This window comes from Streptomyces albidochromogenes (assembly GCF_005981925.1).
Classification (GTDB): Bacteria; Actinomycetota; Actinomycetes; order Streptomycetales; family Streptomycetaceae; genus Streptomyces; species Streptomyces albidochromogenes.
Genome location: NZ_VBVX01000015.1, coordinates 1 through 24,840 on the forward strand (window position 1 = coordinate 1; position 24,840 = coordinate 24,840).

At 73.4% G+C, this 24,840-nt stretch carries 24 protein-coding genes; 16 read left to right on the forward strand and 8 right to left on the reverse strand.

The window, feature by feature from the left end; genetic code table 11:
- Positions 1 to 11: 11 nt before the first annotated feature.
- The 3 genes from E2E34_RS03740 (at position 12) to E2E34_RS03750 (ending at position 3,267) form a co-directional block, all read left to right on the forward strand.
- Positions 12 to 1,370: an LLM class flavin-dependent oxidoreductase gene (locus tag E2E34_RS03740; RefSeq protein WP_138900453.1), complete on the forward strand. Its 1,359-nt coding sequence runs from the start codon at positions 12 to 14 to the stop codon at positions 1,368 to 1,370.
- Positions 1,371 to 1,442: 72 nt separating this feature from the next.
- A complete protein-coding gene (locus E2E34_RS03745) occupies positions 1,443 to 2,345 on the forward strand; it encodes a TauD/TfdA dioxygenase family protein (protein WP_138900454.1) in 903 nt (300 codons plus the stop codon).
- Between the two features lie 70 nt (positions 2,346 to 2,415).
- Positions 2,416 to 3,267 carry a GNAT family N-acetyltransferase gene (locus E2E34_RS03750; protein ID WP_138900455.1) on the forward strand — a complete coding sequence of 284 codons (852 nt, stop codon included), beginning with the start codon at positions 2,416 to 2,418 and terminating at the stop codon, positions 3,265 to 3,267.
- A gap of 49 nt (positions 3,268 to 3,316) precedes the next feature.
- Here the strand turns inward: E2E34_RS03750 and E2E34_RS03755 are convergent, their stop codons facing one another.
- Positions 3,317 to 3,736, reverse strand: a complete 420-nt coding sequence (locus E2E34_RS03755; RefSeq protein ID WP_138900456.1) for an agmatine deiminase family protein — start codon at positions 3,734 to 3,736, stop codon at positions 3,317 to 3,319.
- 11 nt (positions 3,737 to 3,747) lie between these two features.
- On the opposite strand from E2E34_RS03755, the gene E2E34_RS03760 reads away from it, so the two are divergent.
- Positions 3,748 to 4,281, forward strand: coding sequence for a TetR family transcriptional regulator C-terminal domain-containing protein (locus E2E34_RS03760; RefSeq protein ID WP_244315493.1), 534 nt, complete (start codon positions 3,748 to 3,750; stop codon positions 4,279 to 4,281).
- 16 nt (positions 4,282 to 4,297) lie between these two features.
- Here the strand turns inward: E2E34_RS03760 and E2E34_RS03765 are convergent, their stop codons facing one another.
- A complete protein-coding gene (locus E2E34_RS03765) occupies positions 4,298 to 5,143 on the reverse strand; it encodes a class I SAM-dependent methyltransferase (RefSeq protein ID WP_138900457.1) in 846 nt (281 codons plus the stop codon).
- Positions 5,144 to 5,342: 199 nt separating this feature from the next.
- On the opposite strand from E2E34_RS03765, the gene E2E34_RS03770 reads away from it, so the two are divergent.
- From E2E34_RS03770 to E2E34_RS03780, 3 genes are all read left to right on the forward strand, one after another.
- Positions 5,343 to 6,893 (forward strand): ArnT family glycosyltransferase, encoded by a 1,551-nt coding sequence (locus E2E34_RS03770; RefSeq protein WP_138900458.1) that lies wholly within the window; start codon positions 5,343 to 5,345, stop codon positions 6,891 to 6,893.
- Between the two features lie 143 nt (positions 6,894 to 7,036).
- On the forward strand, positions 7,037 to 7,927 hold the full coding sequence (locus tag E2E34_RS03775) for a D-alanyl-D-alanine carboxypeptidase family protein (RefSeq protein ID WP_244315494.1): 891 nt from the start codon (positions 7,037 to 7,039) through the stop codon (positions 7,925 to 7,927).
- A gap of 110 nt (positions 7,928 to 8,037) precedes the next feature.
- Positions 8,038 to 8,403 (forward strand): hypothetical protein, encoded by a 366-nt coding sequence (locus E2E34_RS03780; RefSeq protein WP_138900459.1) that lies wholly within the window; start codon positions 8,038 to 8,040, stop codon positions 8,401 to 8,403.
- A 70-nt stretch (positions 8,404 to 8,473) separates the two neighbouring features.
- On the opposite strand, the gene E2E34_RS03785 is transcribed toward E2E34_RS03780, so the two are convergent.
- The gene (locus E2E34_RS03785; protein WP_138900460.1) at positions 8,474 to 9,361 is read right to left on the reverse strand and encodes a LysR family transcriptional regulator; all 888 of its coding nucleotides are present in this window, start codon (positions 9,359 to 9,361) and stop codon (positions 8,474 to 8,476) included.
- A gap of 137 nt (positions 9,362 to 9,498) precedes the next feature.
- On the opposite strand from E2E34_RS03785, the gene E2E34_RS03790 reads away from it, so the two are divergent.
- The 6 genes from E2E34_RS03790 to E2E34_RS03815 all read left to right on the forward strand — a co-directional run bounded on the left by E2E34_RS03790 (position 9,499) and on the right by E2E34_RS03815 (position 15,117).
- On the forward strand, positions 9,499 to 10,491 hold the full coding sequence (locus tag E2E34_RS03790) for an aldo/keto reductase (protein WP_138900461.1): 993 nt from the start codon (positions 9,499 to 9,501) through the stop codon (positions 10,489 to 10,491).
- Positions 10,492 to 10,673: 182 nt separating this feature from the next.
- On the forward strand, positions 10,674 to 10,931 hold the full coding sequence (locus E2E34_RS03795; protein WP_138900462.1) for a hypothetical protein: 258 nt from the start codon (positions 10,674 to 10,676) through the stop codon (positions 10,929 to 10,931).
- A gap of 71 nt (positions 10,932 to 11,002) precedes the next feature.
- Positions 11,003 to 11,302: a hypothetical protein gene (locus E2E34_RS03800; RefSeq protein ID WP_244315495.1), complete on the forward strand. Its 300-nt coding sequence runs from the start codon at positions 11,003 to 11,005 to the stop codon at positions 11,300 to 11,302.
- A 165-nt stretch (positions 11,303 to 11,467) separates the two neighbouring features.
- Positions 11,468 to 12,175, forward strand: a complete 708-nt coding sequence (locus E2E34_RS03805) for a carbonic anhydrase (RefSeq protein ID WP_244315496.1) — start codon at positions 11,468 to 11,470, stop codon at positions 12,173 to 12,175.
- Positions 12,176 to 12,234: 59 nt separating this feature from the next.
- Complete coding sequence (locus E2E34_RS03810) at positions 12,235 to 13,152, forward strand: helix-turn-helix domain-containing protein (protein WP_244315497.1); 918 nt, start codon at positions 12,235 to 12,237, stop codon at positions 13,150 to 13,152.
- A gap of 270 nt (positions 13,153 to 13,422) precedes the next feature.
- Positions 13,423 to 15,117, forward strand: a complete 1,695-nt coding sequence (locus tag E2E34_RS03815) for a lysyl oxidase family protein (protein ID WP_138900464.1) — start codon at positions 13,423 to 13,425, stop codon at positions 15,115 to 15,117.
- 215 nt (positions 15,118 to 15,332) lie between these two features.
- Here the strand turns inward: E2E34_RS03815 and E2E34_RS03820 are convergent, their stop codons facing one another.
- Both E2E34_RS03820 and E2E34_RS03825 read right to left on the reverse strand, forming a co-directional pair.
- A complete protein-coding gene (locus E2E34_RS03820) occupies positions 15,333 to 17,504 on the reverse strand; it encodes a SpoIIE family protein phosphatase (RefSeq protein ID WP_138900465.1) in 2,172 nt (723 codons plus the stop codon).
- A gap of 92 nt (positions 17,505 to 17,596) precedes the next feature.
- On the reverse strand, positions 17,597 to 18,220 hold the full coding sequence (locus E2E34_RS03825; protein WP_138900466.1) for a LysE/ArgO family amino acid transporter: 624 nt from the start codon (positions 18,218 to 18,220) through the stop codon (positions 17,597 to 17,599).
- A 69-nt stretch (positions 18,221 to 18,289) separates the two neighbouring features.
- On the opposite strand from E2E34_RS03825, the gene E2E34_RS03830 reads away from it, so the two are divergent.
- The 3 genes from E2E34_RS03830 to E2E34_RS03840 all read left to right on the forward strand — a co-directional run bounded on the left by E2E34_RS03830 (position 18,290) and on the right by E2E34_RS03840 (position 21,480).
- Entirely contained in the window at positions 18,290 to 19,192 is a 903-nt protein-coding gene (locus E2E34_RS03830) for a LysR family transcriptional regulator ArgP (RefSeq protein WP_138900492.1), read from the forward strand.
- A 141-nt stretch (positions 19,193 to 19,333) separates the two neighbouring features.
- Positions 19,334 to 20,515, forward strand: coding sequence for a serine hydrolase domain-containing protein (locus tag E2E34_RS03835; RefSeq protein WP_138900467.1), 1,182 nt, complete (start codon positions 19,334 to 19,336; stop codon positions 20,513 to 20,515).
- Positions 20,516 to 20,634: 119 nt separating this feature from the next.
- Positions 20,635 to 21,480, forward strand: coding sequence for an isocitrate lyase/PEP mutase family protein (locus tag E2E34_RS03840; RefSeq protein ID WP_138900468.1), 846 nt, complete (start codon positions 20,635 to 20,637; stop codon positions 21,478 to 21,480).
- 53 nt (positions 21,481 to 21,533) lie between these two features.
- On the opposite strand, the gene E2E34_RS03845 is transcribed toward E2E34_RS03840, so the two are convergent.
- The 3 genes from E2E34_RS03845 to E2E34_RS03850 all read right to left on the reverse strand — a co-directional run bounded on the left by E2E34_RS03845 (position 21,534) and on the right by E2E34_RS03850 (position 24,659).
- Positions 21,534 to 22,397, reverse strand: coding sequence for a YhjD/YihY/BrkB family envelope integrity protein (locus E2E34_RS03845; RefSeq protein WP_138900469.1), 864 nt, complete (start codon positions 22,395 to 22,397; stop codon positions 21,534 to 21,536).
- 100 nt (positions 22,398 to 22,497) lie between these two features.
- Positions 22,498 to 22,653, reverse strand: a complete 156-nt coding sequence (locus E2E34_RS35250) for a DUF6131 family protein (RefSeq protein ID WP_167518198.1) — start codon at positions 22,651 to 22,653, stop codon at positions 22,498 to 22,500.
- A gap of 119 nt (positions 22,654 to 22,772) precedes the next feature.
- The gene (locus E2E34_RS03850; protein ID WP_244315498.1) at positions 22,773 to 24,659 is read right to left on the reverse strand and encodes a protein-arginine deiminase domain-containing protein; all 1,887 of its coding nucleotides are present in this window, start codon (positions 24,657 to 24,659) and stop codon (positions 22,773 to 22,775) included.
- Positions 24,660 to 24,840: the final 181 nt, after the last annotated feature.

Genomic DNA, 24,840 nt, shown 5'->3' on the forward strand with positions numbered 1-24,840 from the left:
GAGGAATCCCCATGCCCACGTCCCCGCCCCGCCGGCTGCATCTCAACGCGTTCCTGATGAACGCCGGCCATCACGAGGCCGCCTGGCGCCATCCCCGTACGCAGCCCGAACGCGTCACCGACCTGCGCTACTTCCAGGAACTCGCGCGCACCGCCGAGCGGGGCCTGCTCGACTCGGTGTTCCTCGCCGACGGCCTCGCCCTGTGGGGCAAGGTCCGGCACAACGCGCTGGGCGGCTTCGAACCGCTCACCCTGCTGTCCGCCCTGGCGGCGGTCACCGAGCACATCGGCCTGATCGCCACCGTCTCGACCACCTTCAACGAACCGTTCCACACCGCCCGCAAGTTCGCCTCGCTGGACCACATCAGCGGTGGCCGGGCCGGCTGGAACATCGTCACCTCGGGCACCGCCGACGAGGCGCGCAACTTCGGGCAGGACGAGCACCTGGAGCACGGCCTGCGCTACGAGCGGGCCCGCGAGTTCGTCGAGGTCGCCGTCAAGCTGTGGGACAGCTGGGAGGACGACGCGATCCTGCTCGACCGCGAGCGGGGTGTGTACGCCGACACCGACAAGGTCCACGAGATCAATCACCGGGGCGAGCACTTCGGCGTCCGGGGCCCGCTGAACGTACCGCGTGGCCCGCAGGGGCACCCGCTGCTGGTGCAGGCCGGTTCCTCGGAGGACGGCAAGGAGTTCGCCGCCCGGTACGCCGAAGCCGTGTTCACCGCCCAGCAGACGCTCGCCGACGGCCAGTCGTTCTACAAGGACCTCAAGTCCCGTCTGGCGCGCCACGGACGGGCCGAGGACGACCTGAGGATCCTGCCCGGCATCTGCCCCGTCCTCGGGTCGACGGAGGCCGAGGCGCGGGCGCTGGAGCAGGAGCTCACCGACCTGCAGGTGCCGGAGTACGGACTCGCCCAGCTGTCCGGGATGCTCGGCACCGACCTGACCGGCCTGCCCCTGGACGGGCCGCTGCCGGAACTGCCCGAGGAACGCGACATCAACGGCAACAAGAGCCGGTTCACCCTCGTCGCCGAACTCGCCCGCCGCGACGGCCTGACGCTGCGCGAACTCATCGCCCGTCTCGGCGGCGGACGCGGCCACCGCGTGTTCGCCGGCACCCCCGAGCAGACGGCCGACCAGCTGGAGGAGTGGTTCACGCACGGCGCCGCCGACGGGTTCAACATCATGGCGCCGCATCTGCCCGGCGGGCTCGACGACTTCGTCGACCAGGTCGTGCCCATCCTTCAGCGCCGCGGTCTGTTCCGTACGGAGTACACCGGCCGCACGCTGCGCGAGCACTACGGCCTCCCCCGCCCCGGCGGCCGGCCGGCCGGTGCGGCGGCCGCCGCACCGGAGCGGCGGGCGTGACGCCGCCCCTGCCGCGCCGCCGACGACCGCGCCCCACCCGACCGTCCCGCACCTCCTGAAAGGACCCCATCCATGACCACCACCGGTACCGGCTTCGACATCCGGCGGATCGGCGGACGCATCGGCGCCGAGATCCTCGGCGTGGACGCCTCCCGCGCTCTCGATCCCGCCCTCGTCACCGAGATCAACTCCGCGCTCCTGGAGCACAAGGCGCTCGTCTTCCGCGACCAGCGCCTCGACGACGAGGCCCAGCTTCGCTTCGCCGCGCTCTTCGGCGAGCTCACCACGGCGCACCCCACCGTCCCCTCCGTGGACGGCCGGCCCCACATCCTGCCCGTCGACGGCGACGAGGGCATTCGCGCCAACCACTGGCACACCGACGTCACTTTCGTCCGTACGCCGCCCAAGGCGTCCACGCTCCGGGCCCTCGTGGTCCCGCCGTACGGCGGCAACACCCTCATCGCCAACTCGGCCGCCGCGTACCGGGATCTGCCCGAGCCGCTGCGGGAGCTCGCGGACAAGCTCTGGGCGGTGCACACCAACGCCTACGACTACGCCGCGCCGAAGTCCGAGAAGGCCGCCGAGCACCGCAGGCAGTTCGTGTCCCGCACCTACCGCACCGTCCACCCGGTCGTCCGGGTCCACCCCGAGACCGGCGAGCGGGGACTGTTCATCGGCGGCTTCGCGCAGAGCATCGTGGGGCTGGGCCCGTCCGACTCCCGTGACCTCCTGCGGCTGTTCCAGTCGTACGTCACCCGCCCCGAGAACGTGGTGCGCGTGGCCTGGACGCCCGGCGACCTCGTCCTGTTCGACAACCGCGCCACCCAGCACTACGCCCCGGACGACTACGGCGACCTGCCGCGCCTGCTGCACCGGGTGACGGTCGCCGGCGACGTACCGGCCGGGGTCGACGGCACACTCAGCCGCACCGTGGAGGGCGACGACGCCTCGCACTACACACCCGCCGCGGCCTGAGCCCGGCCGGTCCGTCACGATGCGGTGCGGGGCCCCGTGGGCTGCGGGGCCCCGTGATGGGATGTACCGCATGACCGAGACGTCCCCGCGCGACCGCATGGAGCGGTACTACGCCACCGTGCCGCTGCTGTTCGCCGAAGCCGAGGAGTTCGGCTCCCTGCGCCTGTTCGTACGGAAGGAGCCGGGCGCCCCGTACTACGGCGGCCCGTTCCACGCCCGCCCCGCTTCGGCCGGCGCACCGGACGTCACGGACGCCGACATCGCCCGGGTGCGGGCCCGCCAGCGTGAACTCGGTGTGCCCGAGTCCTTCGAGTGGCTCGCCGAGGTCGCACCGGCGCTGCGGGCCCGTGTCGAGGCGGCCGGCCTTTCGGTGGCGGAGCGCCCGCTGATGGTCCTCGACCCGCACCTCCCGCTGCCCGCGCCGAAGCTGCCCGAAGGCGTCACGGTCCGCGTGGTGGACGCGGACGACCCGGCCCTGCCCGCCGTACTGGCCATCCCCCACCTCGCCTTCGGCGCCGAAGGCACCGCTGTGGGCGCGGCGGGCCGGGCGGAGCTGGCGGCGGTGGCCGCGCGGCTCACCGCGGACGGCACGGTGGCGACGACCCTTCCCTCGCTGTACGCCGGCCACAAGAAGCTCGTCGCCGCCTTCGCCGGGGACGGCACCCCGCTCGCCGCCGGCCACTACCACCCGGCGGGCGGCGCCACCGAGATCGGCGGCATCGGCACCCTGCCGGCCGCCCGCCGCCAGGGGCTCGGCGCCGCCGTCATGGCGGCCGCGGCCGCCCACGCGCGGGACAACGGCGTGCACACCGTCTTCCTCGCCTACGCCGACGAGGCGGTCGCCCGCATCTACGCCCGTCTGGGCTTTCGCCGCGCCGGTGTCACCCTGCTGATCGCCAACCAGCCGGCCCGCGGCCAGTAGCGCGGCGCCGGGCCGCGCGCTCGCGACGCGCGGGCCGCGCGGCGGGCGTTCAGCCCGCCGGCCGCTGCTGGGTGGCGCAGTGGATCCCGCCGCCGCCCTCGGCCAGCATGTCGATGCCCAGTGGGACGACGGTACGCCCCGGGTGGAGGTCGCGGACGATCGACGCGGCGCGGTCGTCCGCCCGGCGGTCGCCGAAGCGCGGGAGGATCACCGCGTCGTTGACCACGTAGTAGTTGACGTAGGAGCCCAGGAACTCCGGTCCCCGCCGCCCGAGTTCCGCCGGGTCCGGCTCGGGCAGCTCCACGATCTCCAGTCGCCTGCCCCGGGCGTCCGTCGCCGACTCCAGGGCCGTGCGCGCCTGTGCGTGGACCCGTGTCCACACGGCCGGCCCGCCGGAGGCCGGCCGGCCGAGTACGACGACGCCGGGTCCGGCGAACCGTGCCAGCGCGTCGACATGGCAGTCGGTGATGCCTTCTCCGCGTGGAAGAACTGGCGGCGGAGGCCGAGGTCTCGACCGCGCTCATCTACTACCACTTCGGCGACCGCGCCGGACTGATGCGCCGCACCCTGGAGTTCATCAGCGGACGTGCCGAGCGCTACACCGAGCCCTCCGCGTCCGTGGACCGCGGTCCGCGCGCGGCCCTGGAGCAGATGCTGCTGCTCGAACTCCAGGAAGTGCCCGCCGTGGTGGAGAACAGCATCGCCTGGGGCGAGCTGCGGGCCACCGCCGTCTTCGAGTCCGAACTGCGCGAGCAGATCCGGGACTCGACGTACGAGTGGAACGCGTACGCCGCCGAGCTCATCGGCCGGGCGCAGGAGGCCGGCACCGTCGATGGCGAGGTGAGCGCCGCCGACGCGGCCGAGCGCCTGACGACCCTCGTGGAGGGTCTCAGCGAACGCTGGCTCAGCGGCTCGCTCTCCCTGGAGCGCGCCCGCGCACTGCTGCGGGGTGCCCTGGCCGCCGAGCTCGGCCCGCCGGAACGGCCGGATCCAGCCGCCACCGCCGGCGGCTAGGACACGGCCGCCGCGCTCAGGTCTCCGCCACGGGTACGTCGTCCACGGCGGCCGCGCCGGGAGCCGGCCCGGCCGCCGGATGGGTGACCCGGATCTTGGACTGGCCGTGCGGCAGCCGCTCCCAGTCGTCCATGAGGCGGGCTTCGAGGCCGTGCTTCGCCGCCAGCCGCACCAGCGTCCCGGTGCGGTAGTAGAAGTCCTCCCGCAGCACCTGGTGTTCGGCTCCCTCCGTACGGTCGAAGGTGAAGTCGAAGTGGCCGCCGGGCGCCAGGACGCGGCCGACATGCGCCAGGCATTCGTCGATCACCTGCGGCGGGGAGTGCGAGAAGACGCTGTGGGCGTGCACCACCGTGAACCAGCCGTCGGGCAGGAAGTCCATCTTCAGGTCCGCGACCGGCGTCAGGTACGGCAGCTTCGCCTGGAGTCCGTAGGCGACCAGGGTCTTCTTGGCCTCCATGAGGATGTCGGGCGAGATGTCGATCCCGTAGTAGTGGCCGGGCTCCAGGTACGCGATGAAACGCCATCCGGCGCGCAGGTTGCCGCAGCCGATCTCCAGCATCCGGTCGTGCGGCTTCAGCCCGTGCCGCAGCAGGTAGTCGTACTGCATCTGCCCGATGGCCAGCCAGCGGTCGCGCGAGGGGCTGCCGCCGACGGCCGCCTCCGGGCTGCGCGCCGTGTCGGACGCCATGACCGCCCGGTAGTAGGCCACATGGCTCCCCCGGTGCCGCAGCCGCAGCCAGCCGTCCCGCCCCGCCCGGCGCAGATGGGGCACGACGCGCTCCGGGTGCCTCAGCGCGTACCGCACCTTGTGGGCGAGACGTGAGCGGTTCGCCGACAGACGTGACGAGGGTGTCTGCTGCATGACGGCCTCCGTGCCATCGATGGGCTGCCCCCCGTCGGATGCTAACCACGGCCGCCGGACCGCGCCGCCTCACTCGTTCGGGAGAACCGCTGCGCCGAGTGCCTCCCCCGCGTGGTGGCCCGGGCGCCACCGCCCGCAGCGTGAGAGGGACGGGGCCGGGGAACCGTCCCCCCGCCGTACCCCCGAGCGAGGCCAGGTCATGTACGAGACACGCTTCGTCACCGGCACGCCGTTCCGTGTGCCGGTCGAAACGCGCGAGCGCCGCTCCCCGGACGGCGGGTCCGCGCGCCCGCTGCCCCTGCTCGCCGCCGTCGCCACCGCCTTCGCCCTCGTCCACCTCGCCCTGGTCGCCCCCGGTCTGGGACTCGGCTGGGACGAGACGGTGTACGTCAGCCAGGTGAGCCCGCAGGCGCCGGCGGCGTTCTTCAGCGCGCCCCGGGCCCGGGGGATCACCTATCTGGTCGCGCCGGTCACGGCGGTGACCACGTCGGTCGCGGCGCTGCGCCTGTACGTGGCCGTGCTGGCCGGCGGCGGCCTGTTCCTCGCGCTGTGGGTGTGGCGGCGGCTGCTGCCCGCTCCGGTGCTCGCGGTGGCGGGGGCGCTGTTCGCGAGCCTGTGGGTCACGATGTTCTACGCCTCGCAGGCCATGCCGAACCTCTGGGTCGCCTACGGGACCCTCGCCGCCACCGGGTGCTTCCTGCGGGCGGCCCGCGACCCGGGTGACCGCCGGGCGCTGATCGGCACGGGCGCCGGGGTGGCGTTCGCCGCGCTGATGCGTCCGACCGACGCGGTGTGGCTGCTCCTCGCGCTCGCCGTGGCGGCCCTGGTGACGCCACGCGCGCGGCGCAGGGTCCCGTTGGTCGTGGTGGCGGCGGCCGGCGCGGCGCTCGGCTGCGCCGAGTGGGTGGCGGAGGCGTACGTCCACTACGGCGGTCTCACCGCCCGGCTGCGGCGGGCCAGTGAGATCCAGGGGCACCTCGGCTGGTACTTCGCCGTCGACGACCACGTGCGGGCCCTGGGCGGCCGGGCGCTGTGCCGGCCGTGCGACGTGCCCTGGCGCCACCCCGCGTCCGCGCTCTGGTTCTTCGCGCTGCCGCTGTTCGTGGCGGGCGGTGTGCGGGCCGCCGGGCGCGCCGGGCGGCGGGTGCCGGTCGTGCTGGCCACGGGGGTGGGCGCGGCGCTCGCGGCGCCGTACCTGTTCGCCGTCGGGTACGCGGCGCCGCGCTTCCTGCTCCCGGCGTACGCGCTGCTGGCCCTGCCCGTGGCTCAGTGCCTGGTCGGCGCCTGCCGGCCCGGGGCCCGGTGGCGGCGTACCGCGGCCGGGATCGTCGCCGTGGCCGTCGCCGCCCATCTGGCGGTCCAGTACGCCGTCCTCGGGTCGATCACGGACCGGGTACGGCGCGACACCGGCGACCTCACCCGGATCGCGGCGGAGCTGCGGGCCGCGGGGGTGCGTCCGCCGTGCGTGGTCAGCGGCGAGGAGGCGGTCCGGGTCGCGTTCCGTACGGGGTGCGCCTCCCGCCAGCCCAGTGGTCACGACGGGAGCACCACCGCGCGCGCCCTGGCCGCCACGGCGCTGCGCCGGCCCGTCGCGGTCCTGGTCTCGGCCAGGGCGCGGCCCCCGGCGTACGCCCGCGGCTGGCACGTCCATCCGCTCCCGGACCTGGGGCGGCGGACCGGCTTTCGCGCGTACGTGGCGGGCGCGACGCCGCGGGAGCCGGGCCGGCGCCCGGCCGGCGCCACGGGCTGAGCGCTGCCCGCCTCGGCGGCGTGCGCCCCCCGCTTCGGGGCGCGTGAGGACTCAGGACACATCCATTGCCCGGTGCCGGCCGTTGTACGGACGACCGGATTCCTCACCTGGCCGCCCCCCGGGGGGCGTTTGGAGTATCCATCGTGAAAACCGACATCGGGGCCGTTCTGCGCGTGGCGGGAGTGGCGGTCACCGCCGGGGCCGTCCTGACGGCCGGGCCGCTCTCCGCCGCGGCGCAGGCCGACACGCTCAGGCCGCCGACGATCGCCGCGAAGGGCGGCTTCGTGATGAACAACGGCACGGGCAGGACGCTCTTCGCCAAGTCCGCCGACAAGCGCCTGCCGACCGGCTCCACCGCGAAGATCATGACGGCCCGGGTGGTCCTCGCGCAGCGGAACCTCGACCTGGATGCCAAGGTCACGGTCCAGAAGGCGTACAGCGACTACATCGTCGCGAAGACCGCCTCGTCGGCCCGGCTCATCGTCGGCGACAAGGTCACCGTGCGTCAGCTGCTGTACGGCCTCATGCTCCCGTCCGGCTGTGACGCGGCGTACGCGCTGGCCGACAGGTTCGGCAGCGGCTCCACACGGGCGAAACGGGTGCAGTCGTTCATCGGCCGGATGAACTCGACCGCCCGGGCCCTGGGTCTGCGCAACACGCACTTCGACTCGTTCGACGGCATCGGGAACAAGGCGAACTACTCGACGCCGCGCGACCTCACGAAGCTCGCCTCCGACGCGATGAAGTACCCGCTGTTCCGCACGGTGGTGAAGACGCGGTCGACCAAGCAGAAGGTCACCACGCGCAACAACGGCTACCGCTACATGTCGTGGACCAACACCAACCCCCTCCTCGGCACCTACGCGGGCACCATCGGCATCAAGACAGGCTCGGGCCCCGAGGCCAGGTACTGCCTGGTGTACGCGGCCACCCGGGGCGGCAGGACGGTCGTCGGCACGGTCCTCGCCTCCACCTCCCAGGCGAACCGCGCGGCGGACGCGAAGAAGACGCTGAACTACGGCTTCAAGAAGTAGTCGGGGCGGCGGGGGCGGCCGCGGCGCCCCCGCCGGCTTCCGAGTCCCGGTCGTGGGCCCGGCTGCGTACCCTGGGAGCAGGACGTCCTGCTTCGCCCGGGGAGGTTCGCATGGCCGGCGGTCACCGTTTTCACCTCGATCGGGACGGGCATTCGATCACCGTCCAGGTCGGGCGGCCCCACGAGGGCATCGAGCTCCTGGTGGACGGCAAGGTCGTCGCGTACCAGCGGGGCCGCGTCAAGAGCGTCACGATCCTGAGCGCCGAGCTGCCGGAGGACCCGCCGCGGCCCTTCCGCATCTTCCTGGAGGACATGGGCGGCGAGCTGTTCTGCGCGATGGAGGTCTCCGGCTCGCGTTTCCTCATGCCGCAGGTGCCCCTGTGGCAGCCGGGCGACCCGCGGTCGGCCGGCGCGCCGCCGCCGGTCCGCGCACCCCGTCCGCTGCGGCGCCTGCGGAGGCTGCTGCGGCGCCTGTGACCGGTCCGGGGGCGCGCGGCGGGACGGGACGGGACGCCGAGGGGTGCGGCAGGCGGTGAGCCCGCGCCCCCTACGGAGCCGTGGATTCCAGCAGGTCGACGAGGCCGCGGGCTGCCGGGCTCGTCGCCTCCTCGTGCGGGAGCGCGGTGACGCTGCTGTAGGTCAGCCGTCGCGCGCCGGCCAGCGGGACGGCCCGCAGCCCCGCCGCCTCCGGCTTGCGGGTGAAGTGCTGGGGGACGAGCGCGACGCCCAGCGACTCGCGGACCAGTTCCAGGAGACTGTGGACGTCGTTGACCTCGAGCGACACCTGCCGCGCGACCCCGGCGGCGGCGAACGCCGCGTCACCGACCCTGCGCGGTCCCCAGTCGGAGTGGAAGTCGATGAAGGGCTCGTCGCGCAGTTCCCGCCAGGAGACCTCCTCGGCCCCGCCCAGCGCGTGCTCCGGGTGGCAGAGCAGCAGCATCGGCTCGTCCGTGAGCGGCAGGGTCCGTACGGTCCGGGGCGTGTCCCCGCAGTCGATGGCGAAGGCCAGGTCGAGCCGCCCGCTGCCGACCTCCTCGATGAGCTGCGCCGAGCCCGCCTGCCGCAGCCGGATCTCGACCTGGGGATGCCGCTGGTGGAAGCGCGCCAGCAGCCCCGGGACGTGCACCCCGGCGATGCACTGCTCGGTGCCGACGGTGAGCGTGCCGCGCAGCAGGCCCTGGACCGCGGCCACCGCGTCCTTGGCGGCGCGGGCCGCCGCGAGGGTGCGGCGGGCCTCGGACAGCAGGGCGCGCCCCGCGTCCGTCAGGCCGACCGACCGGGTGGTGCGGGCGAACAGCGCGGTGCCGAGTTCCCGCTCCAGTTCCCGCACGGACGCCGAAAGACCGGACTGCGACACCATGAGCCGTTGCGCGGCCCGGGTGAAGTGGCATTCCTCGGCCACGGTGACGAAGTACTCCAGGTGTCTCAGCTCCATATTCAGAAGCCTAGCTTCTCAAAGTGTTCGCATTCTTCTGTTGGACGGGATGGCCGGTGGCCCGGCAGGCTGGGAGGGCGCACGCGCGCCGCGCGGCGTTCCCCCGCCGAAACCGCACTCCTCGGAGGAGACCCTTCGTGTACTCCGCACACTCCGGCCGCTACGACACCATGCCGTACCGCCGGGTCGGCCGCAGCGGCCTGAAGCTGCCGGCGCTGTCGCTCGGCCTGTGGCACAACTTCGGCAGCGACCGCACCCTGGACACCCAGCGCGAGATCCTGCGGTGCGCCTTCGATCTCGGAGTCACCCACTTCGACCTCGCCAACAACTACGGGCCGCCGCCCGGTGAGGCCGAGCGGGTCTTCGGCCGGCTCTTCGCGGAGGACTTCGCGCGCCACCGGGACGAGGTCGTCGTCTCCACGAAGGCCGGGTACCTGATGTGGCCCGGCCCGTACGGCGAGTGGGGGTCTCGCAAGTACCTGCTCGCGTCCCTCGACCAGAGCCTGCGCCGGACGGGGCTCGACCACGTGGACATCTTCTACTCGCACCGGTACGACCCCGACACCCCGCTCGAAGAGACCATGGGCGCACTGCACTCCGCCGTCCAGCAGGGCAAGGCGCTGTACGCGGGCATCTCCAACTACCCGGCCGAGCAGACCCGTACGGCCGCGACGATCCTGCGGGAACTGGGCACGCCCCTGCTGATCCACCAGCCCCGCTACTCGATGCTGGACCGCGCCCCGGAGGACGGCGTGCTCGACGCGCTGCGGGAGGTGGGGGCCGGCGCCGTGGCGTACTCGCCCCTCGCCCAGGGCCTGCTCACCGACCGCTACCTGAACGGAGTCCCCGAGGGCTCCCGCGCCGCCGGTACGAGCCCGTTCCTGACGGCGGACGCGGTGACCGCTCCGCTGGTGGCGCGCCTGCGCTCGCTGAACGAACTCGCCGCGGAGCGGGGCCAGTCGCTGGCCCAGCTCGCGCTCGCCTGGACGCTGCGCGACGAGACGGTGGCGTCCGCGATCGTCGGGGCGAGCAGCGCCCGGCAGTTGCGCGACAGTGTCGAGGCCGCCGGCCGGCTGAAGTTCGGCGAGGACGAACTCCTGCGGATCGAGGCGATTCTCGCCGAGGACTGATACCGCCGCGGGCGACGAGGGCGCGGGTCAGCTCCGTCAGCCGCTTCCGGGCGCCGGGGTCGTACACCTGCTCGTGCGCCCGGGCGTCCGTGAACCGGGGTGACCCGGTCGGCGCGACTTCGTAACGCTCACCGGGTGTGTTCGTTGACCGTCGGGAACGTTCCTGCAACAGAGGTGGGCACATGAAACTCCGGTCAGCCGCCGCGGCGGCGGCACTCAATCTCCTGGTACTCGGCAGCGCCGCCTCGTCGGCCCAGGCCGCCGGCCCCGAGCAGGCCGCCCTGGGGACTTCGGAGGCGCTCACCAAGACCTCGCTCGACCTCGGGTTCTGGGCGGACCGGCAGACGTCGGCGGTGCTGGGCCCGGGGCCGATCGTCGACGAGAAGACGTCCAGGAACACCGCGTCGGTCCTCGGCCTGGACCGGCGGAAGGTGGAGTAGGAGCGGGGCCCCGGCGGTCGCGGGGACGGGACTACCCTGGGTAGAGGGATCCTGCGGCACGGGAGCAGCCGATGCGCCAGAACACACCGGACCGGGACGAACGGCAGCGTCCCGGTGCCGCCCCTCCCCCGCCGCAGGCGCGGCGCCGCGCGTACCGGCTGAGGCATCTGCTGGCGTCGGTCCGCATGCCGCTGTATCTGGCCCTCGCCGTGCTGTTCGGCGTCTGGGCGTGGCGCTCCCAGGCGGGCTTCGCCCCGAGCCCGTGGGGGCTTGGCGTCGTCGCACTGTTGTTCGCCGTGCTGGCCCTGCTGGCGCTCGCCGACGCCGCTGTCATCAGGGACCACCGCCGTCGCCGGGGCGTGCGCCGCTGACGCGGCCGGTGCGCCCGCGAGGCGCCATGACCCGAGCGGTCGACGGGGCTCGGCCATGGAATGTTCAAGACCGCGCCAACAGATCACAAGCATGAATCTCGGGCCAGAGGTTGACCGCTACGTTCCTCCCTCGTGACCTTCAATCGACACGCACCCTCCGCGCCGGTGAGCACCGGGCGCCGCTCACTCCTGCGAGCCGCCGCGGCCACAACCGCCCTCGTCGGCACGGGACTCGGGGCGGGCGCCTCGTCCGCCGCCGGCAGGTCCCCGGCCAGGACGGCGAGCACGCCGCGCACGCCCGACGAGGCGCTGCGCGCGCTGGCCGCCGGCAACCGCCGGTGGCGGGCGTTCCAGCAGCGGCATCCGCACGAGACACCCGCCGTGCGCCGGTCACTCGTGGCGGGGCAGAACCCGTTCGCCGTGGTCCTGGGGTGCATCGACAGCCGGGTGCCGCCGGAACTCGTCTTCGACCAGGGGCTCGGCGACCTCATGACGGTGCGCTCGGCCGGCGAGGTCCTCGACGAGGCCGTCCTGGGCAGCATCGCGTACGGCGCCCTGGAACTGGACATCCCGCTGGTCCTGGTCCTCGGCCACCAGTCGTGCGGCGCGGTGTCCGCGGCCGTGCACGCCGACGAGACGGGTGAGGAACTGCCCGCGCACATCCAGTACGTGGCCGATCAGATACGTCCGGCCATAGACCACGGGCAGCAGGGCGCCGCCCGTATCGACTCCACCATCACGCGCAACGTCGGCATGGTCCGCTCGCGTCTCGCGGCCGACCGCGATCTCGCGGAGCGGGTGGCCACCGGCAGGCTCGCCATAGCCGGGGCGCGGTACGAACTCACCACGCAGCGCGTCCACGTCCTCACCTGACAGCGGTCGCCCGCGTGCTCGCCGGTACGGTGAGGTCTTCCCCGAGGGAGGTTCACGCCGTGTCCCCCGACAGAGTGTTGAGCATCGGCGAGCTGGCCGAGCGCGCGGGCGTCACCGTCAAGACGGTCCGCTTCTACTCCGATCGCGGTCTGCTGCCCGAAGCCGCCCGCAGCTCCGGCGGGCACCGCCGTTACGGCCCGGAAGCACTCGACCGGCTGCACCTGATCCGCTCGCTGCGCTCCCTGGACCTGCCGGTCACGGACGTGGCCCGGGTCCTCGACCAGGAGGACGCCCTGGAGGACGTCATCGCGGGGCGGCTCAGCGAAGTCGGCTCGCAGCTGACCGCGCTGCGCTGGCGGGAAGCCGCGCTCCAGCTGCTCCGGGACTGCGCCGCCGAGGAACGCGCCGACCGGCTGCGCCTCGTCGGCTCCCTGGCCTCGCCGCCCAGCACGGCCGCCCTGGTGCGGTTCTGGCGGCGCTGGCTGCCGCCGCGCCTCCCGGCGCGCCTGGTCTCCGTCGTCCTCGAACAGGCCGTCCCGCAGCCGCCGGCCGACCCGGCCCCGGCCCAGGTGCTCGCCTTCGCCCGGCTGCACGCCCTCGCCACCGGCGTCCATCCCGGCGCCGACCACTGCCAGCCGGCGGCGCACCGGCCCGGCCCGGGCTTCCGCCCCGCGGTGCTCTACGACGGCCTCGGTGAGGCGTACGCGCTGGCGGCGCCGTACGTGCGGGCGGGGCGCCCGGCGCGGGAGGGCGAGGCGCTCGACTGCTTCGTGGCCTCCCACGCCCGGTCGAGCGGTGCGCGGGACACCCCGGCGTTCCGTCGCGGCCTCGCCCGGCAGCTCGCCGCCGAGGCCCGCATCGACCGATACTGGCAGCTCACCGCCGAAGTGTCCGGCTCGCCGGAACCGACCCCTGGCGCCGCCGACGACTGGCTGCGTACCGCCCTGTACGCCGAAGTCTCCCGTACGGCCCGCTGATCGGGCGTCCGGGCGACCGTGCCGGGCGGGCCCCTCACGCGTCCGCCCCGGGCCGGTCGGTCACGGCGTTCGGCCGCCCCGTATCTTCGCCCTACCACAACTGGCGCACCGAGCGGCGAGAGCGACCTGCAACGGCTGGAACTGGGCACCCAAGGGCTGTTTTCGGACAACGATGTGCGTCTCACGCGTCCCGAGACAACCCGTGCGGCCCTCCACCGACTCTCATCGACCGGAGCCAGTTCGCAGCACGCACGCGGAAAACGAGGGACGATGACCAGATTCCACCAAGCCCGCCCGTGGCGCTCACTGATCGCCGCAGCGGCGGCGATCACCGTGACCGCCGGCGCCGTGGCGGCCGCACCCGAGGACGAGAAGGCCGAGAGCACGCCGAAGCTCAGCCTGATCGCCGCCTCGAAGTCGGTGACGCTCGACTCGTACAAGGAGAACCCGGGTGTCTACCTGGATCTCGGTACGTACCTCACGGCCGAGAACGGGCCGCTCGAACTCAGGGTGTCCCGCAAGTCCTACAAGGACCCGGTCGTGGCCACGCAGGTCATCCGCGAGGGCGCGCAGACGCGGAGCAAGACCCTTCCCGCGGGCTTGGTGAAGGACTTCTCGGGGCTGCCGGGCTTCGCCCACGTGACTCTCACCGACGCGAACGGCAGGAAGGTGATGGACAAGACGGAGTCGTTCTGTCCGAACAACGCCTCCGGCCGGATACGTCCCGACGCGCCGGCGAAGTCGAAGTACCCGGAGAGCTGCCCCGTCAACCCGTTCACGCTCGGGTCGGTCTGGGGCGTGGAGGACGGCTGGGCCTCCAACACCTACGCGGGCTACTACTCCGAGCCGGTCCGCGTGCCGGCCGGCAAGTACACCGCCAAGGTGTCCGTCGCCAAGCGCTACCGCCTGGCCTTCGGCATCGAGAACAAGCCGCAGACCATCAAGGTGACCATCCGCGAGCGCAGTTACGACGACATGGGCGCGGGCGCGGCGAGCGCCATGAAGCACGGGTCGCACGCGGCCGGTCACGCCGGTCACGGCGCGATGCGCGCACCCGCGCCGGCCGCTCCGACGAGCGGGGCCGGCCCCTCGTACAACGTGGGTCACGGGCCGCACACGCCCGCACCTCCCGCCCTCCCGTGGGCGCTCAAGAGGGCCGCGCTGAAGGCGGGCGCGGCCGGTGACGAGCCCGGGCAGACCGACGGTTCGCGCAAGGCTCCCGCCGTGGATCCCGCCGCCGAGCGGCCGACCGGCGCGCCGAACGTCCCGGACGTGCCGAAGCCGGACCTGCGTTCCCTCCCGGCCTACGGCATCCAGGCCACCAAGGGGCAGGGCAGCACGCGGGGCAAGGACTACCTGGCCTTCAGCGCCAACGTGTGGAACGCGGGCCCCGCGCAGCTGGTGGTCGACGGCTTCCGCTCGCCCGGCAAGAAGCTGATGGACGCCTACCAGTACTTCTACGACGCCGACGGCAAGCAGGTCGGGTACACCCCGACGGGCACCATGGAGTGGGACCCGCGCGCGGGCCACGAGCACTGGCACTTCACGGACTTCGCCAGCTACCGGCTGCTGAAGGCCGACAAGAAGGAGACGGTCCGCAGCGGCAAGGAGGCGTTCTGCCTGGCCAACACCGACGCGGTCGACTACACGGTGGAGAACGCCAACTGGCACCCCGACAACACCGACCTGTCCACCGCGTGCGGCCAGGAGAACTCGATCTCCGTCCGCGAGGTGCTCGACGTCGGCTCCGGCGACACGTACACCCAGGACCTTCCCGGGCAGTCGTTCGACATCACCAACCTGCCGAACGGCACGTACTACATCCAGGTGCTGGCCAACCCCGAGAAGCGCCTCAAGGAGACCAGCCTGACGAACAACAGCGCCCTGCGGAAGGTCGTGCTCGGCGGCCGGGCCGGCGCCCGTACGGTGAGCGTCCCGGCGCACGACCTGGTCGACGCCAACTGACGCCCCTCGTGTGACCACGGCATCCGATGCCGCTCGCTGTGCCCCGGGACGGGTTCCCGGGGCACAGTGCTGTGCGGACCCGCCCGCCGGGGCCCTCGGTCGGCGCGGGCGGGATCGTCCGCGCGTACCTGCCCCGGACGCGGGAGCGCGGCCGGGACCGGATCCAGAACATCGCGAGCGACTCCCGGGCGCACCGGCCCCCGCCCGTGGCCGTGCTACGACGGCGTGAGACGCAGCAGGAACAGCGCCGTGTCGTCCGTGCGGTCGGGAGACCGGCGCGACGCGCGCCGCGTGAGCGCGTCGGCGAGGCTTTCCAGGTGCTGGGCGCCCTCGCTCAGGGCGGCGGCGAGGCCGGCGGTCTGCTCCTCGATGTCGGTGCCCGGGCTCTCCACCAGGCCGTCGGTGAATAGCGCCAGGACGGCGCCGGGCGGCAGGTCGACGTCGATCGCCTCGTACGACGCCGAGGGGTCGATGCCGAGCAGGAGGCCCGGCGGCACGGCGACGCTCTCGGTGCGCCCGTCGGGATGCCGCAGCAGCGGCGGGAGGTGACCGGCCGTCGCCATGCACGTCCGTCGGCGGGCGAGGTCGATCTGGACGTACAGGCAGCTGGTGAAGAGCCCCGGGTTCAGGTCGGTGAGCAGCCGGTTGGTCCGGGCGAGGACGTCGTCGGGCGCCGCCCCGCCGATGGCGTGCGCCCGGACGGCCGTACGGACCTGCCCCATCAGGGCGGCGGCGGTCACGCTGTGCCCCTGGACGTCGCCGATGACGGCGGCGGCGGTGGTGTCGTCGAGGCGCACCAGGTCGTAGAAGTCGCCGCCGACGTCCATGCCGCGCGTGGCCGGCAGATAGCGGGCCGTGGTTTCCAGGCCCGTCAGCTCCGGCAGGGCCTGGGGCAGCAGGCTGGCCTGGAGGCTGCGGGCGAGTCCGCTCTTGGTGTCGTACAGATGCGCGCGGTCCAGTGCCTGCGCGGCGAGACCGCCGAACGCGGTCAGCAGGGCGCGTTCGTCGTGCCCGAAGGTGTGCGGCCGGTCGTAGGCCAGGACGCAGCAGCCGATGGGGCGGCCCGCGGCGACGAGCGGCAGGAACGCCCACGCGTGGTTGCCGTCGTCGTCCGCGGCGCGGGGGAACGCGTCCTGGAGTTCGCGGCGGGAGGCGAAGAAGGCGGGTTCGGCCGTGGTCACCGCGCGGCCGCTCGGGTGGTCCGGCGACAGCGGCACGCCGTCGAGCCGCTCCATCTCGCGGGCCGCGTAGCCGTGCCGGCCCCGCAGCCGCAGCTTGCCCGCCTGTACGGCGAACAGGGCGACCGCGTGCGCGCCGAAGCTCGGAGCGATCTGGTCGACCACCAGCTTGATCACGTCGGGCACGCTGAGGGCTTCGGTGAGCGCGGCCGCCAGATGGGCCAGCTGGTAGAGCACGCCCGCCCGCATCGGCGCGGCTCCCGCCTCCGGGATCACGGCGGAGTCCGGAGGCGGCGGCGTCGGGGCGGCGACGACCGCGCCCGGTGCGCCGGCTCCGGCCCCCGCCCCGGCCAGGGAGGACCGGGCGATGCGCACGCTGATCCCCCGGGCGTCGGGATACAGCTCGAACGACAGCCGCAGGTCGTCCGGTCGCCGGGCCGTGAAGGACGTGGCGTGGCGGCTCATCACGGCCGACCGGTAGCGGTCCTCGAACACGGGGTCGTCCAGCCAGGGCAGGACCTCCCAGGGCCTGGCCCCCAGCAGCTCCGGAACGGTGCTGCCGACCAGGCCCGCCCCGGTGGGGGTGATGAAGGTGATCCGGCCGTCGAGGTCGAGCGCGCAGCAGCCCTCGGGGAGCCTCTCGGTGAAGTCGACCGCCGCCAGCGACTCGGCCTGCGTGACCATCCGGCGCCGCGGCACCGGCACGATGCGCGGTTCGGGGGTGGCCGCGATCGGACGGCCGTTCTCCTCCGCCCGGCGCAGGGCCGCGCCGACGTATCCGGACGCCTTCTCGATCGCCCGTTGCCGCTGCGGCTCGATCACCAGCGGATGGGAGCCCGGCCACAGCAGCAGCAGCCCGCCCCAGGTCTGCTGGGCGCTGACCACCGGGGCCGCCGCGAGGGCGAACGAGTACGGCAGCGCGAGACCGATCCGGGGGTAGCGGCGGGCGAGCTCCCCCTCGGCTCCGACCCACACCAGGCGGCCTTCGCGCACCGCCTCCGCCAGGGGGCCCGAGGCGGAGATCCCCACCCTGGCCCACGGCATCGCGAGGTTGGACGGCACCCCGGCGAGCACCACGGCGGACAGCACCTGGCCGCCCGCCGTCAGAACGTAGATCCCGCCGCCGTACGCGTCGGACTCGCGCAGCACGCGGGAGAGCAGCCGGTCCAGTACCTCCGGCTGCCCGGACTCCTCCGTCGGCGGGACCATGGCTAACGGCTTCTCGTCCGACGCGTCGCACGGCACATCATCTCTGGACGTTACGCCCGGAACGGGCGGGCGCGCACCCGCAGGGCGGGGCGCTAGATCCCGGCCAGCAGCATCCCGCCCATGGTGACCATGGTGGCGGCGACCAGGCCGTCGAGGACCCGCCAGGCGGCCGGGCGGGCCAGCAGACCGCTGAGCAGGCGGGCGCCGTACCCGAGGGTGGTGAACCAGGTCAGGCTGGCGAGTACGGCGCCGGCTCCGAAGGCCCAGCGCTGGGAGCCGTGGTCGGCTGCGACGGAGCCGATCAGCAGGACGGTGTCCAGGTAGACGTGCGGGTTGAGCCAGGTCATGGCGAGGCAGGTCAGCACCGCCTTGCGGGCGGACCCGGCGGTGGCGCCCTGCGCGCTGAGGGCCGCGCCGGGCTCGGGCCGCAGGACGCGCCGGGCGGCGAGGACGCCATAGCAGATGAGGAATCCGCCGCCGGCCAGACCGACCACGGTCAGGGCGGCGGGCCACGCGGTGACCACGGCTCCCACGCCCGAGACGCCGAGCGCGATGAGGACGGCGTCCGACACGGCGCAGATGGCTACCACCGCGAGGACGGCGTGCCGCCGGACCCCCTGGCGCAGGACGAACGCGTTCTGCGCGCCGATGGCGACGATGAGGGAGAGTCCGGTGCCGAAGCCGACGAGGGCCGCCGTGGTGATTCCGTGGTTCATGCCACTGACGTTATGGATCACCGAGCCTTCAGTACAGCTAAAGGTTCTAACGTACCCTTAGCGCTCGTGATGGACGAGCTACCCTTGGACCAGGTACGGACCCTGCTCGCGGCGGTGGACGAGGGCACCTTCGACGCCGCGGCGGCCGCCCTGCACGTGACGCCGTCGGCCGTCAGCCAGCGCATCAAGGCGCTGGAGCAGCGCACCGGCCGGGTGCTGCTGACCCGTACGAAGCCGGTGCGCCCCACCGAGTCCGGGCAGGTGGTGGTGCGCTTCGCGCGCCAGCTCGCCCGGCTGGAACTCGACGCCCGGGCCGAGCTGGGCATCGCCGACGGGCGGGGGCCGGCCCGGCTGCCCGTCGCCGTCAACGCGGACTCGCTCGCCACCTGGTTCCTGCCGGCGCTGACCAGAGTGCCGCAGGACCCGCCGGTCTGCTTCGAGCTGCGCCGCGAGGACGAGGCCCACACCACGGCGCTGCTGCGCGAGGGCCAGGTGATGGCCGCCGTCACCTCGTCGCCCGATCCGGTCGCCGGCTGCACGGTACGCCGCCTGGGCCTGGCCCGCTACCTGCCGGTGGCCACCGCCGCCTTCGCCGCCCGCCACCTGACCGGGAGCCTGGCGGAGGACCTGCGGGCCGCCCCAGTGATCATCTTCGACCGCAGGGACGACCACCAGGACGCCTTCGTACGGTCGCTGACGAACGACGGGACGGGCGCGGGCCCGGTGCGCCACTACGTGCCCACCTCGGAGGGGTTCTGCGACGCGGTGGCCGCCGGGCTCGGGTGGGGCCTGGTGCCGGAACCGCAGGCCGAACCGCTGCTGCGGGCCGGTGTCTTCACCCTGCTCGCGCCCGGCCGGCCCGTGGACGTACCGCTGTTCTGGCAGCAGTGGAAGCTGGACTCGCCCGCGCTGTCGGCCCTGGCGGAGGCGGTCGCCGCCACGGCCGCCGAGGCGCTTCGGGCCCCGGCCTGAGGCGACCGGGCCCCTGGCGGCCGCCCGGACGCGTACCGGATGGACGACCGCGCGGGCGAACTTCGGGCGGTGACCTGATGCTGAGTCATGGGCGCCCGGCACCGACGGGCCCCAGGTCCACGTCACCAGGAGGTACCCGCCATGCTGCCCACACGTCCCGCACCGTCCCGCTCCCGCCGGCTCCGGCTGTCCACCGTCGCGCTCGTGGCCGGCGCGTGTGTCGCCGGGCTGGTGTCGGCGCCCGCACAGGCGAAGGAGCCGAGCCCCGGCGAGCGGGAACTGCGGCAGCGGCTGTGGGGGCTGGTGCGCGCGGAGGGCGGGCCGCCCGGAGCCATCGCCGTGCTGCGGCGCGGCGACGACGTGCGGGTCGTGCGCGCGGGGGTCGCCGAGCTGGGGACCGACCGGGCGCCGCAGCCCACCGACCACATGCGGATCGCCAGTACGGCCAAGGCGTTCAGCGGGGCCGTCGCGCTCCAGCTCGTCGACAAGAAGAAGCTCGGGCTCGACGACACCATCGGCAAGCGGCTGCCCTCGCTGCCCGCCGCGTGGCGCCGGGTGACGCTGCGCCAGCTGCTCCAGCACACCAGCGGGCTGCCGGACTACACCGCCGATCCGCGGTTCGCGCGTCTGCTGTCCGAGGACCCGCGCCGCCGGTTCGACTCGCGCCGCCTGCTGGACTTCGTCGCGGGCGAACCGCTCGCCTTCCGTCCCGGCTCGCGGTACCACTACTCGAACTCCGACAACATCGCGGTGGCCCTCATGGCGGAGGCGGTGACGGGCCGGCCGTACGAGGAGCTGCTGCGGACGACCGTCTACCGTCCGCTGAATCTGCGCGACACCAGCCTCCCCCAGGGCTTCCGGCTGCCGCAGCCCTATCTGCACGGCTATGAGGTCACTCCGCAGGAGCCCCCGGAGGACGTCAGCACCGTACTGGGCGCGTCGGGTGTGTGGGCGTCCGGTGGGATCGTCTCCACGCCGAAGGACCTGACGTCGTTCATCCGCGCGTACGCCGGCGGCCGCCTGATCTCCAAGGAGACCCGCCGGCAGCAGCTGAAGTGGGTCACCGGCGGTTCGGAACCGGCGGGACCGGGCCGCAACGCCGCCGGGCTGGCCATCTTCCGCTACACCACCCGCTGCGGTGTCGTGTACGGGCACACGGGCAACTTCCCCGGCTACACGCAGCTCGCGGCCGCCACGGCGGACGGCAGGCGTTCGCTGACCTTCTCCCTCACGACCCAGGTGAACAAGGACAACAAGCCGGAACTCCTGGAGCGGGTGCGCGACGTGCAGGAGGACTTCGTCTGCGACCTGCTCAAGCGCTGAGCGCTCGGCGGCCGGCCGGCGGACGGAACCTTTGGGGTGATCCCGCGCAACCGGCGGGGGCGGCCCGCGTTGATCAGCCCGCGTTGATCAGCCTCCGCCCCCAGTCAGGAGCCCACCCCATGCTGTACGGCAACGCCCTGCGCGACGAGATCGCCTCGGCCGGGACCACCCCGCTCATCGGTGTGTACGACATGTACTCCGCGTCGCTCGCCGCCAAGCACTACGACGGTCTGTTCGTGTCCGGGTTCGGCTTCGCCGCCTCGTACTACGGGCTTCCCGACATCGGGTTCATCGCCTGGCCGGACATGGTGGCCTTCGCGGAGCGCCTGCGCGGCGCGTTTCCCCGCCACCACCTGCTCGTGGACATCGACGACGGCTACGTGGACACGGAGCTGGCCTGCCACGTGGTGCGGCGCCTGGAGCGGTCGGGCATCTCGGGAGTGGTCCTGGAGGACCAGCGGCGGCCGCGCCGCTGCGGCCACGCCGACGGGAAACAGGTCCTGCCGCTGGAGGACTACCTGGCGAAGCTCGACCGGGTGCTCGCGAGCCGCACCGACCTGCTGGTCGTCGCCCGGACCGACGCCACCGACGACGAGGACATCATGATCCGCGCGAAGGCCCTGGCGGCGACCGACGCGGACGTGGTGCTCGTCGACGGGGTGCGCGACGTCGGGGCGATCCGGCGGATCCGGGAGGCCGCCGGAACCAAGCCGCTGCTGTTCAACCAGATCGCCGGCGGCAAGTCACCTCGGCTGTCGCTGACCGAACTCGCCGCCCTCGGCGTCGATGTGGCGGTCTACAGCACGCCCTGCCTGTTCGCCGCGCACCGGGCCGTGGAGGACGCCATGACCCGGCTCAAGGACGCGGACGGGCTCCTGCCGGACACCGGCGCCACGGGCGGCGCCGGTGTCGGCGAAGCGACCGGCCTGCTCATGGACAACCTGCGCCGCCACGGCACGCGCTGACCCCGTGACACCGGCGGCGGCCCGTCGGCGGCCGGGGCGCCGGGGGCGTACGGTCAACCCGGCTCCCCCGCGACGGAATCCAGCCTGCGCCGTACCTGCCCCTCGTGGACGAGCCGCCCCACCAGCGCGCCGCCGTACACCACGAACCCCACGCCCACCAGCCAGGACTGCAGCACCAGTACGGTGCCGAACGGCCCGTACGTCACCGCGTTCGACGCGATCAGCGGCGAGAAGACGAACTGCGAGAAGATCCGCAGCCCGAGCAGGCCGACCGCCGTCAGGGCGGCCCCGGGGGCCAGCGCCCGCCAGCGGATCCGGCCACAGAGCAGCACCCGCTGCGACCACCAGAAGAAGAAGAACAGGCCGATGACGTCACCGGCGGCGACGAGCACCGTCACGAGCGCCGGGGACTCCGCGGGAGTGGGCGTCTTGACGAAGAGCAGGAGGGCGGCGATCAGCATGGCGAGCCACACGACGTGCCGCCACATCGTGTGCCAGCGCGCGGTCGGCAGGTCCCACACGCGCTCGTAGCCGGTCTGCACCGCGGAACCGAAGGTCACACCGAACGTGGCGAGCGCGGCGAGACCGAACGCGGTCGTCCGCTGCAGTGCCTGGCCCGGCCGGCCGAACAGCTCCTCGACCTCCGCCTGCGACACCTCGGAGACCCCGAGCCCCGCCACCAGCCACCGGGCGAAGCCCTGGCCGCTCGCGAGGTCGGCCGCGGCGACGACGACGAGCAGCGGCACCAGGGTGAGGAAGCTGAGCGCCGCGAAGCCCATGGCGCGGTGCATCAGCTCGATCGCGCGACCGCGTTCCCAGGTCAGTACGACGGCCGAACTCCGCAGCCGGTGCAGCCGGTGCAGCCGGTGTCCGTCCTGTGGGCGGCCTTCGTGCGGCGCACCGGATTTCAGGGGCATGTCCCGTCGAGTACCCGCAAGCGCCCCACTCCCCCCGGCCGTGGGGCCGAACGGGTGCGCCGGGCGTCACGCGCCCGGCGCACCCGTCCAGTGGCGCTCCTCAGTAGTAATGCTTGCGCCCACCCACCGCGCGCCCCATCGATCCCAGGATCCAGAGGACGGCGCCAATGGCGACCAAGATGATCCCAATGGTCCACAGGATGGAGATGCCGGCCACGAAACCGATGATGAGCAGAATGATTCCGAGGACGATCATGGTGTCCTCCGATCTGGCTGAGAACGATCCTTCACTCAGCCTGTCCCCACCCGTCACCATGTCAAACCTGCGGACGCCGGCACGCCGCCACGCGGGCGCCAGGGCTCTTCGCGGACCGCCTACCGCATCCACCACGCGGCGGAGGCGTCGCGCAGGGTGTTGGTGCCGCAGTGCACCTCGCCGGCCCCGAGGTGGTACGTGTACCAGTCGTCGAGGTACGACACCTTCATGCCGGCCCCGGCGTACGCGGCGTCGACGGCGGCGGTGAAGACGTCCTTGCCGCCGATGACCGGCCCCCACTGCCGCGGGGCCAGGTAGCGGTTCCCGCCGAGGACGATCCCGTTCACCGCGCCCGGGACATAGGCGCTGGTCATGACAGTTTCCGGCGGCGCCCCCGCGCGGTCGGCGTGTCGGGCGAGCTCCTTGTGCTGTCCGTACTCGCGGACCACGTCGGGCACCTGGCCGGCGCCCATCCGCGACAGCCGGGGCACGCGCTCGCCACTCTCGCCCTGTTCCGTACCCCGCGTGTAGAGCGCGGGCACCCGTACCACCTCGGCGTCGGTCGCGCCCGTCTCGCGCTTGAGGACCTCCAGGTTGGCCTCGATCCGCTGCGCGGCCATGGTGTTGTCGGCCACCAGCCACTTCGAGGCGAGCGCCTGGTCGATGGTCTCCTTGGGCGCCGGCATGCCCGGGGCGCCCGGCACCGAGAACATCCGGGTGCCGCCGTGGCCCGCGTCCCGCGCCTCGCGCAGCAGCCGCAGGCCCGCCTCCGGATCGGCGATGGCGATCTTCCACCCGCGCGGTGTGCCGGCGGGGAGGAACTGCACGAACTCGTCCACGTGGCCGACGTGCAGCCACGAGGTGTCGAGGAGCAGCGGGTCCTGGAGGCCCTGGGACTTCAGCAGCGTCCGCATCGCCCTGGCGGGCTTCGACCCGTTGTCCTTGCGCTCGCCCATGATGATGCGTCCGGCCGGGAAGGACCGGCCGCCGTGGGTGTACGGAGGGATGGTCTCCAGGTTGCCCATGGAGTTGAGCGTCCACTCCTCCGAGTCGCGGACGCCGGAGACCTGCACGACGCCCACGCCGTTGCCGCGCAGCTTCTCGAACAGTTCCCGCCCGGCCTCGCGGTCGGCCTGCGCCGACCGCAGCATCACGCGCATGGTCCGGCGGCTTCCGGCGGGCCCCGCCATGCTCACGTAGCCGGGTTCGACGAAGTCCTGCGCCCAGATGTCGCCGTACTTGTCGAAGGTGACCAGCGGCTTGTCGATCCCGGCCGTCTTGACCTCGGTCGCGAGACCCTTGACGAACGCCTGCTGCCGACGGGCGTAGTCGTCCCCGCCCGGCACCTTGCTGACCATCAACTGCTGTGCCTTCTGCAGGTGGTGGTGGGTGAGCAGCGGTGCGACGCGCAGGGTGACGTCGTCGGAGGTGCTCCTCCCGCCGGAGGTCACCGTCAGGCGGACCACGGCGCGGCCGTCCCAGACCGCGCTGTTCCGTATGACGTCGGTGCCCTCGACGCCGAACTCCGCACCGGCACGCAGTTCCGCGGCGGTCAGGCGCGTTCCGGCCGTGACCGCGGCCCAGCCGGAGGAGCGCTTGACGAAGACGCGCGCCTTCTTGCCGCCGGTGACGACCTGCAGGGTGCCGGTCGCCGCGGCGGGCAGGTGCGTCATCGGTACGGACCGCACCCGGGCCAGGTCGGCCGCGTCACCGGCGCCGTTGACCTTGGTGTCGGACGCGTCGTTGCAGGCGGCGAGCTTGGCGTCCGACAGGCGCCGGCCGTCGGGTCCCTTGACGGGACAACGCCGGGTGTCGTCGTCGATGTTGGGGAGGAACACCGCTCCCCGGCGGGCGGACCAGGTGTCCTCGCCCTCGGTGTCCGTGGCTCCGGTGACGTCCGCCCGCCCGTCCCGGTTCACGTCCGCCCGCAGGTCGGCCCGCGGCGGATCGGCGGCGAACGCCGGTGACACGGGCGCCAGTACGGCACCTATGACGGTCAGGGCCACTGCCCCGTGTCTCGCATGGCTCGTACCCAAGATACGTCGTCCCTTCCTGATGATCGGCTCTCAGGGCGGAAGAGGACGGGAGCGGGCGGTGCGTTGCCTGGCGGCGCCGGGATCATCCCGCGGGCGTGGCGGCGTGCTACCGGTGGAGGAGGCGATGTCGGTCCGGGGCATGACGAAACGC

What these genes read in the sequence shown, in the direction of transcription:
- E2E34_RS03740 (WP_138900453.1), top strand. Translation starts at nt 12, where the DNA reads ATGCCCACGTCCCCGCCCCGCCGGCTGCATCTCAACGCGTTCCTGATG.
- E2E34_RS03745 (WP_138900454.1), top strand. Translation starts at nt 1,443, where the DNA reads ATGACCACCACCGGTACCGGCTTCGACATCCGGCGGATCGGCGGACGC.
- E2E34_RS03750 (WP_138900455.1), top strand. Translation starts at nt 2,416, where the DNA reads ATGACCGAGACGTCCCCGCGCGACCGCATGGAGCGGTACTACGCCACC.
- E2E34_RS03765 (WP_138900457.1), bottom strand. Translation starts at nt 5,143, where the DNA reads ATGCAGCAGACACCCTCGTCACGTCTGTCGGCGAACCGCTCACGTCTC.
- E2E34_RS03770 (WP_138900458.1), top strand. Translation starts at nt 5,343, where the DNA reads ATGTACGAGACACGCTTCGTCACCGGCACGCCGTTCCGTGTGCCGGTC.
- E2E34_RS03780 (WP_138900459.1), top strand. Translation starts at nt 8,038, where the DNA reads ATGGCCGGCGGTCACCGTTTTCACCTCGATCGGGACGGGCATTCGATC.
- E2E34_RS03785 (WP_138900460.1), bottom strand. Translation starts at nt 9,361, where the DNA reads ATGGAGCTGAGACACCTGGAGTACTTCGTCACCGTGGCCGAGGAATGC.
- E2E34_RS03795 (WP_138900462.1), top strand. Translation starts at nt 10,674, where the DNA reads ATGAAACTCCGGTCAGCCGCCGCGGCGGCGGCACTCAATCTCCTGGTA.
- E2E34_RS03800 (WP_244315495.1), top strand. Translation starts at nt 11,003, where the DNA reads ATGCGCCAGAACACACCGGACCGGGACGAACGGCAGCGTCCCGGTGCC.
- E2E34_RS03815 (WP_138900464.1), top strand. Translation starts at nt 13,423, where the DNA reads ATGACCAGATTCCACCAAGCCCGCCCGTGGCGCTCACTGATCGCCGCA.
- E2E34_RS03820 (WP_138900465.1), bottom strand. Translation starts at nt 17,504, where the DNA reads ATGGTCCCGCCGACGGAGGAGTCCGGGCAGCCGGAGGTACTGGACCGG.
- E2E34_RS03825 (WP_138900466.1), bottom strand. Translation starts at nt 18,220, where the DNA reads ATGAACCACGGAATCACCACGGCGGCCCTCGTCGGCTTCGGCACCGGA.
- E2E34_RS03830 (WP_138900492.1), top strand. Translation starts at nt 18,290, where the DNA reads ATGGACGAGCTACCCTTGGACCAGGTACGGACCCTGCTCGCGGCGGTG.
- E2E34_RS03835 (WP_138900467.1), top strand. Translation starts at nt 19,334, where the DNA reads ATGCTGCCCACACGTCCCGCACCGTCCCGCTCCCGCCGGCTCCGGCTG.
- E2E34_RS03840 (WP_138900468.1), top strand. Translation starts at nt 20,635, where the DNA reads ATGCTGTACGGCAACGCCCTGCGCGACGAGATCGCCTCGGCCGGGACC.
- E2E34_RS03845 (WP_138900469.1), bottom strand. Translation starts at nt 22,397, where the DNA reads ATGCCCCTGAAATCCGGTGCGCCGCACGAAGGCCGCCCACAGGACGGA.
- E2E34_RS35250 (WP_167518198.1), bottom strand. Translation starts at nt 22,653, where the DNA reads ATGATCGTCCTCGGAATCATTCTGCTCATCATCGGTTTCGTGGCCGGC.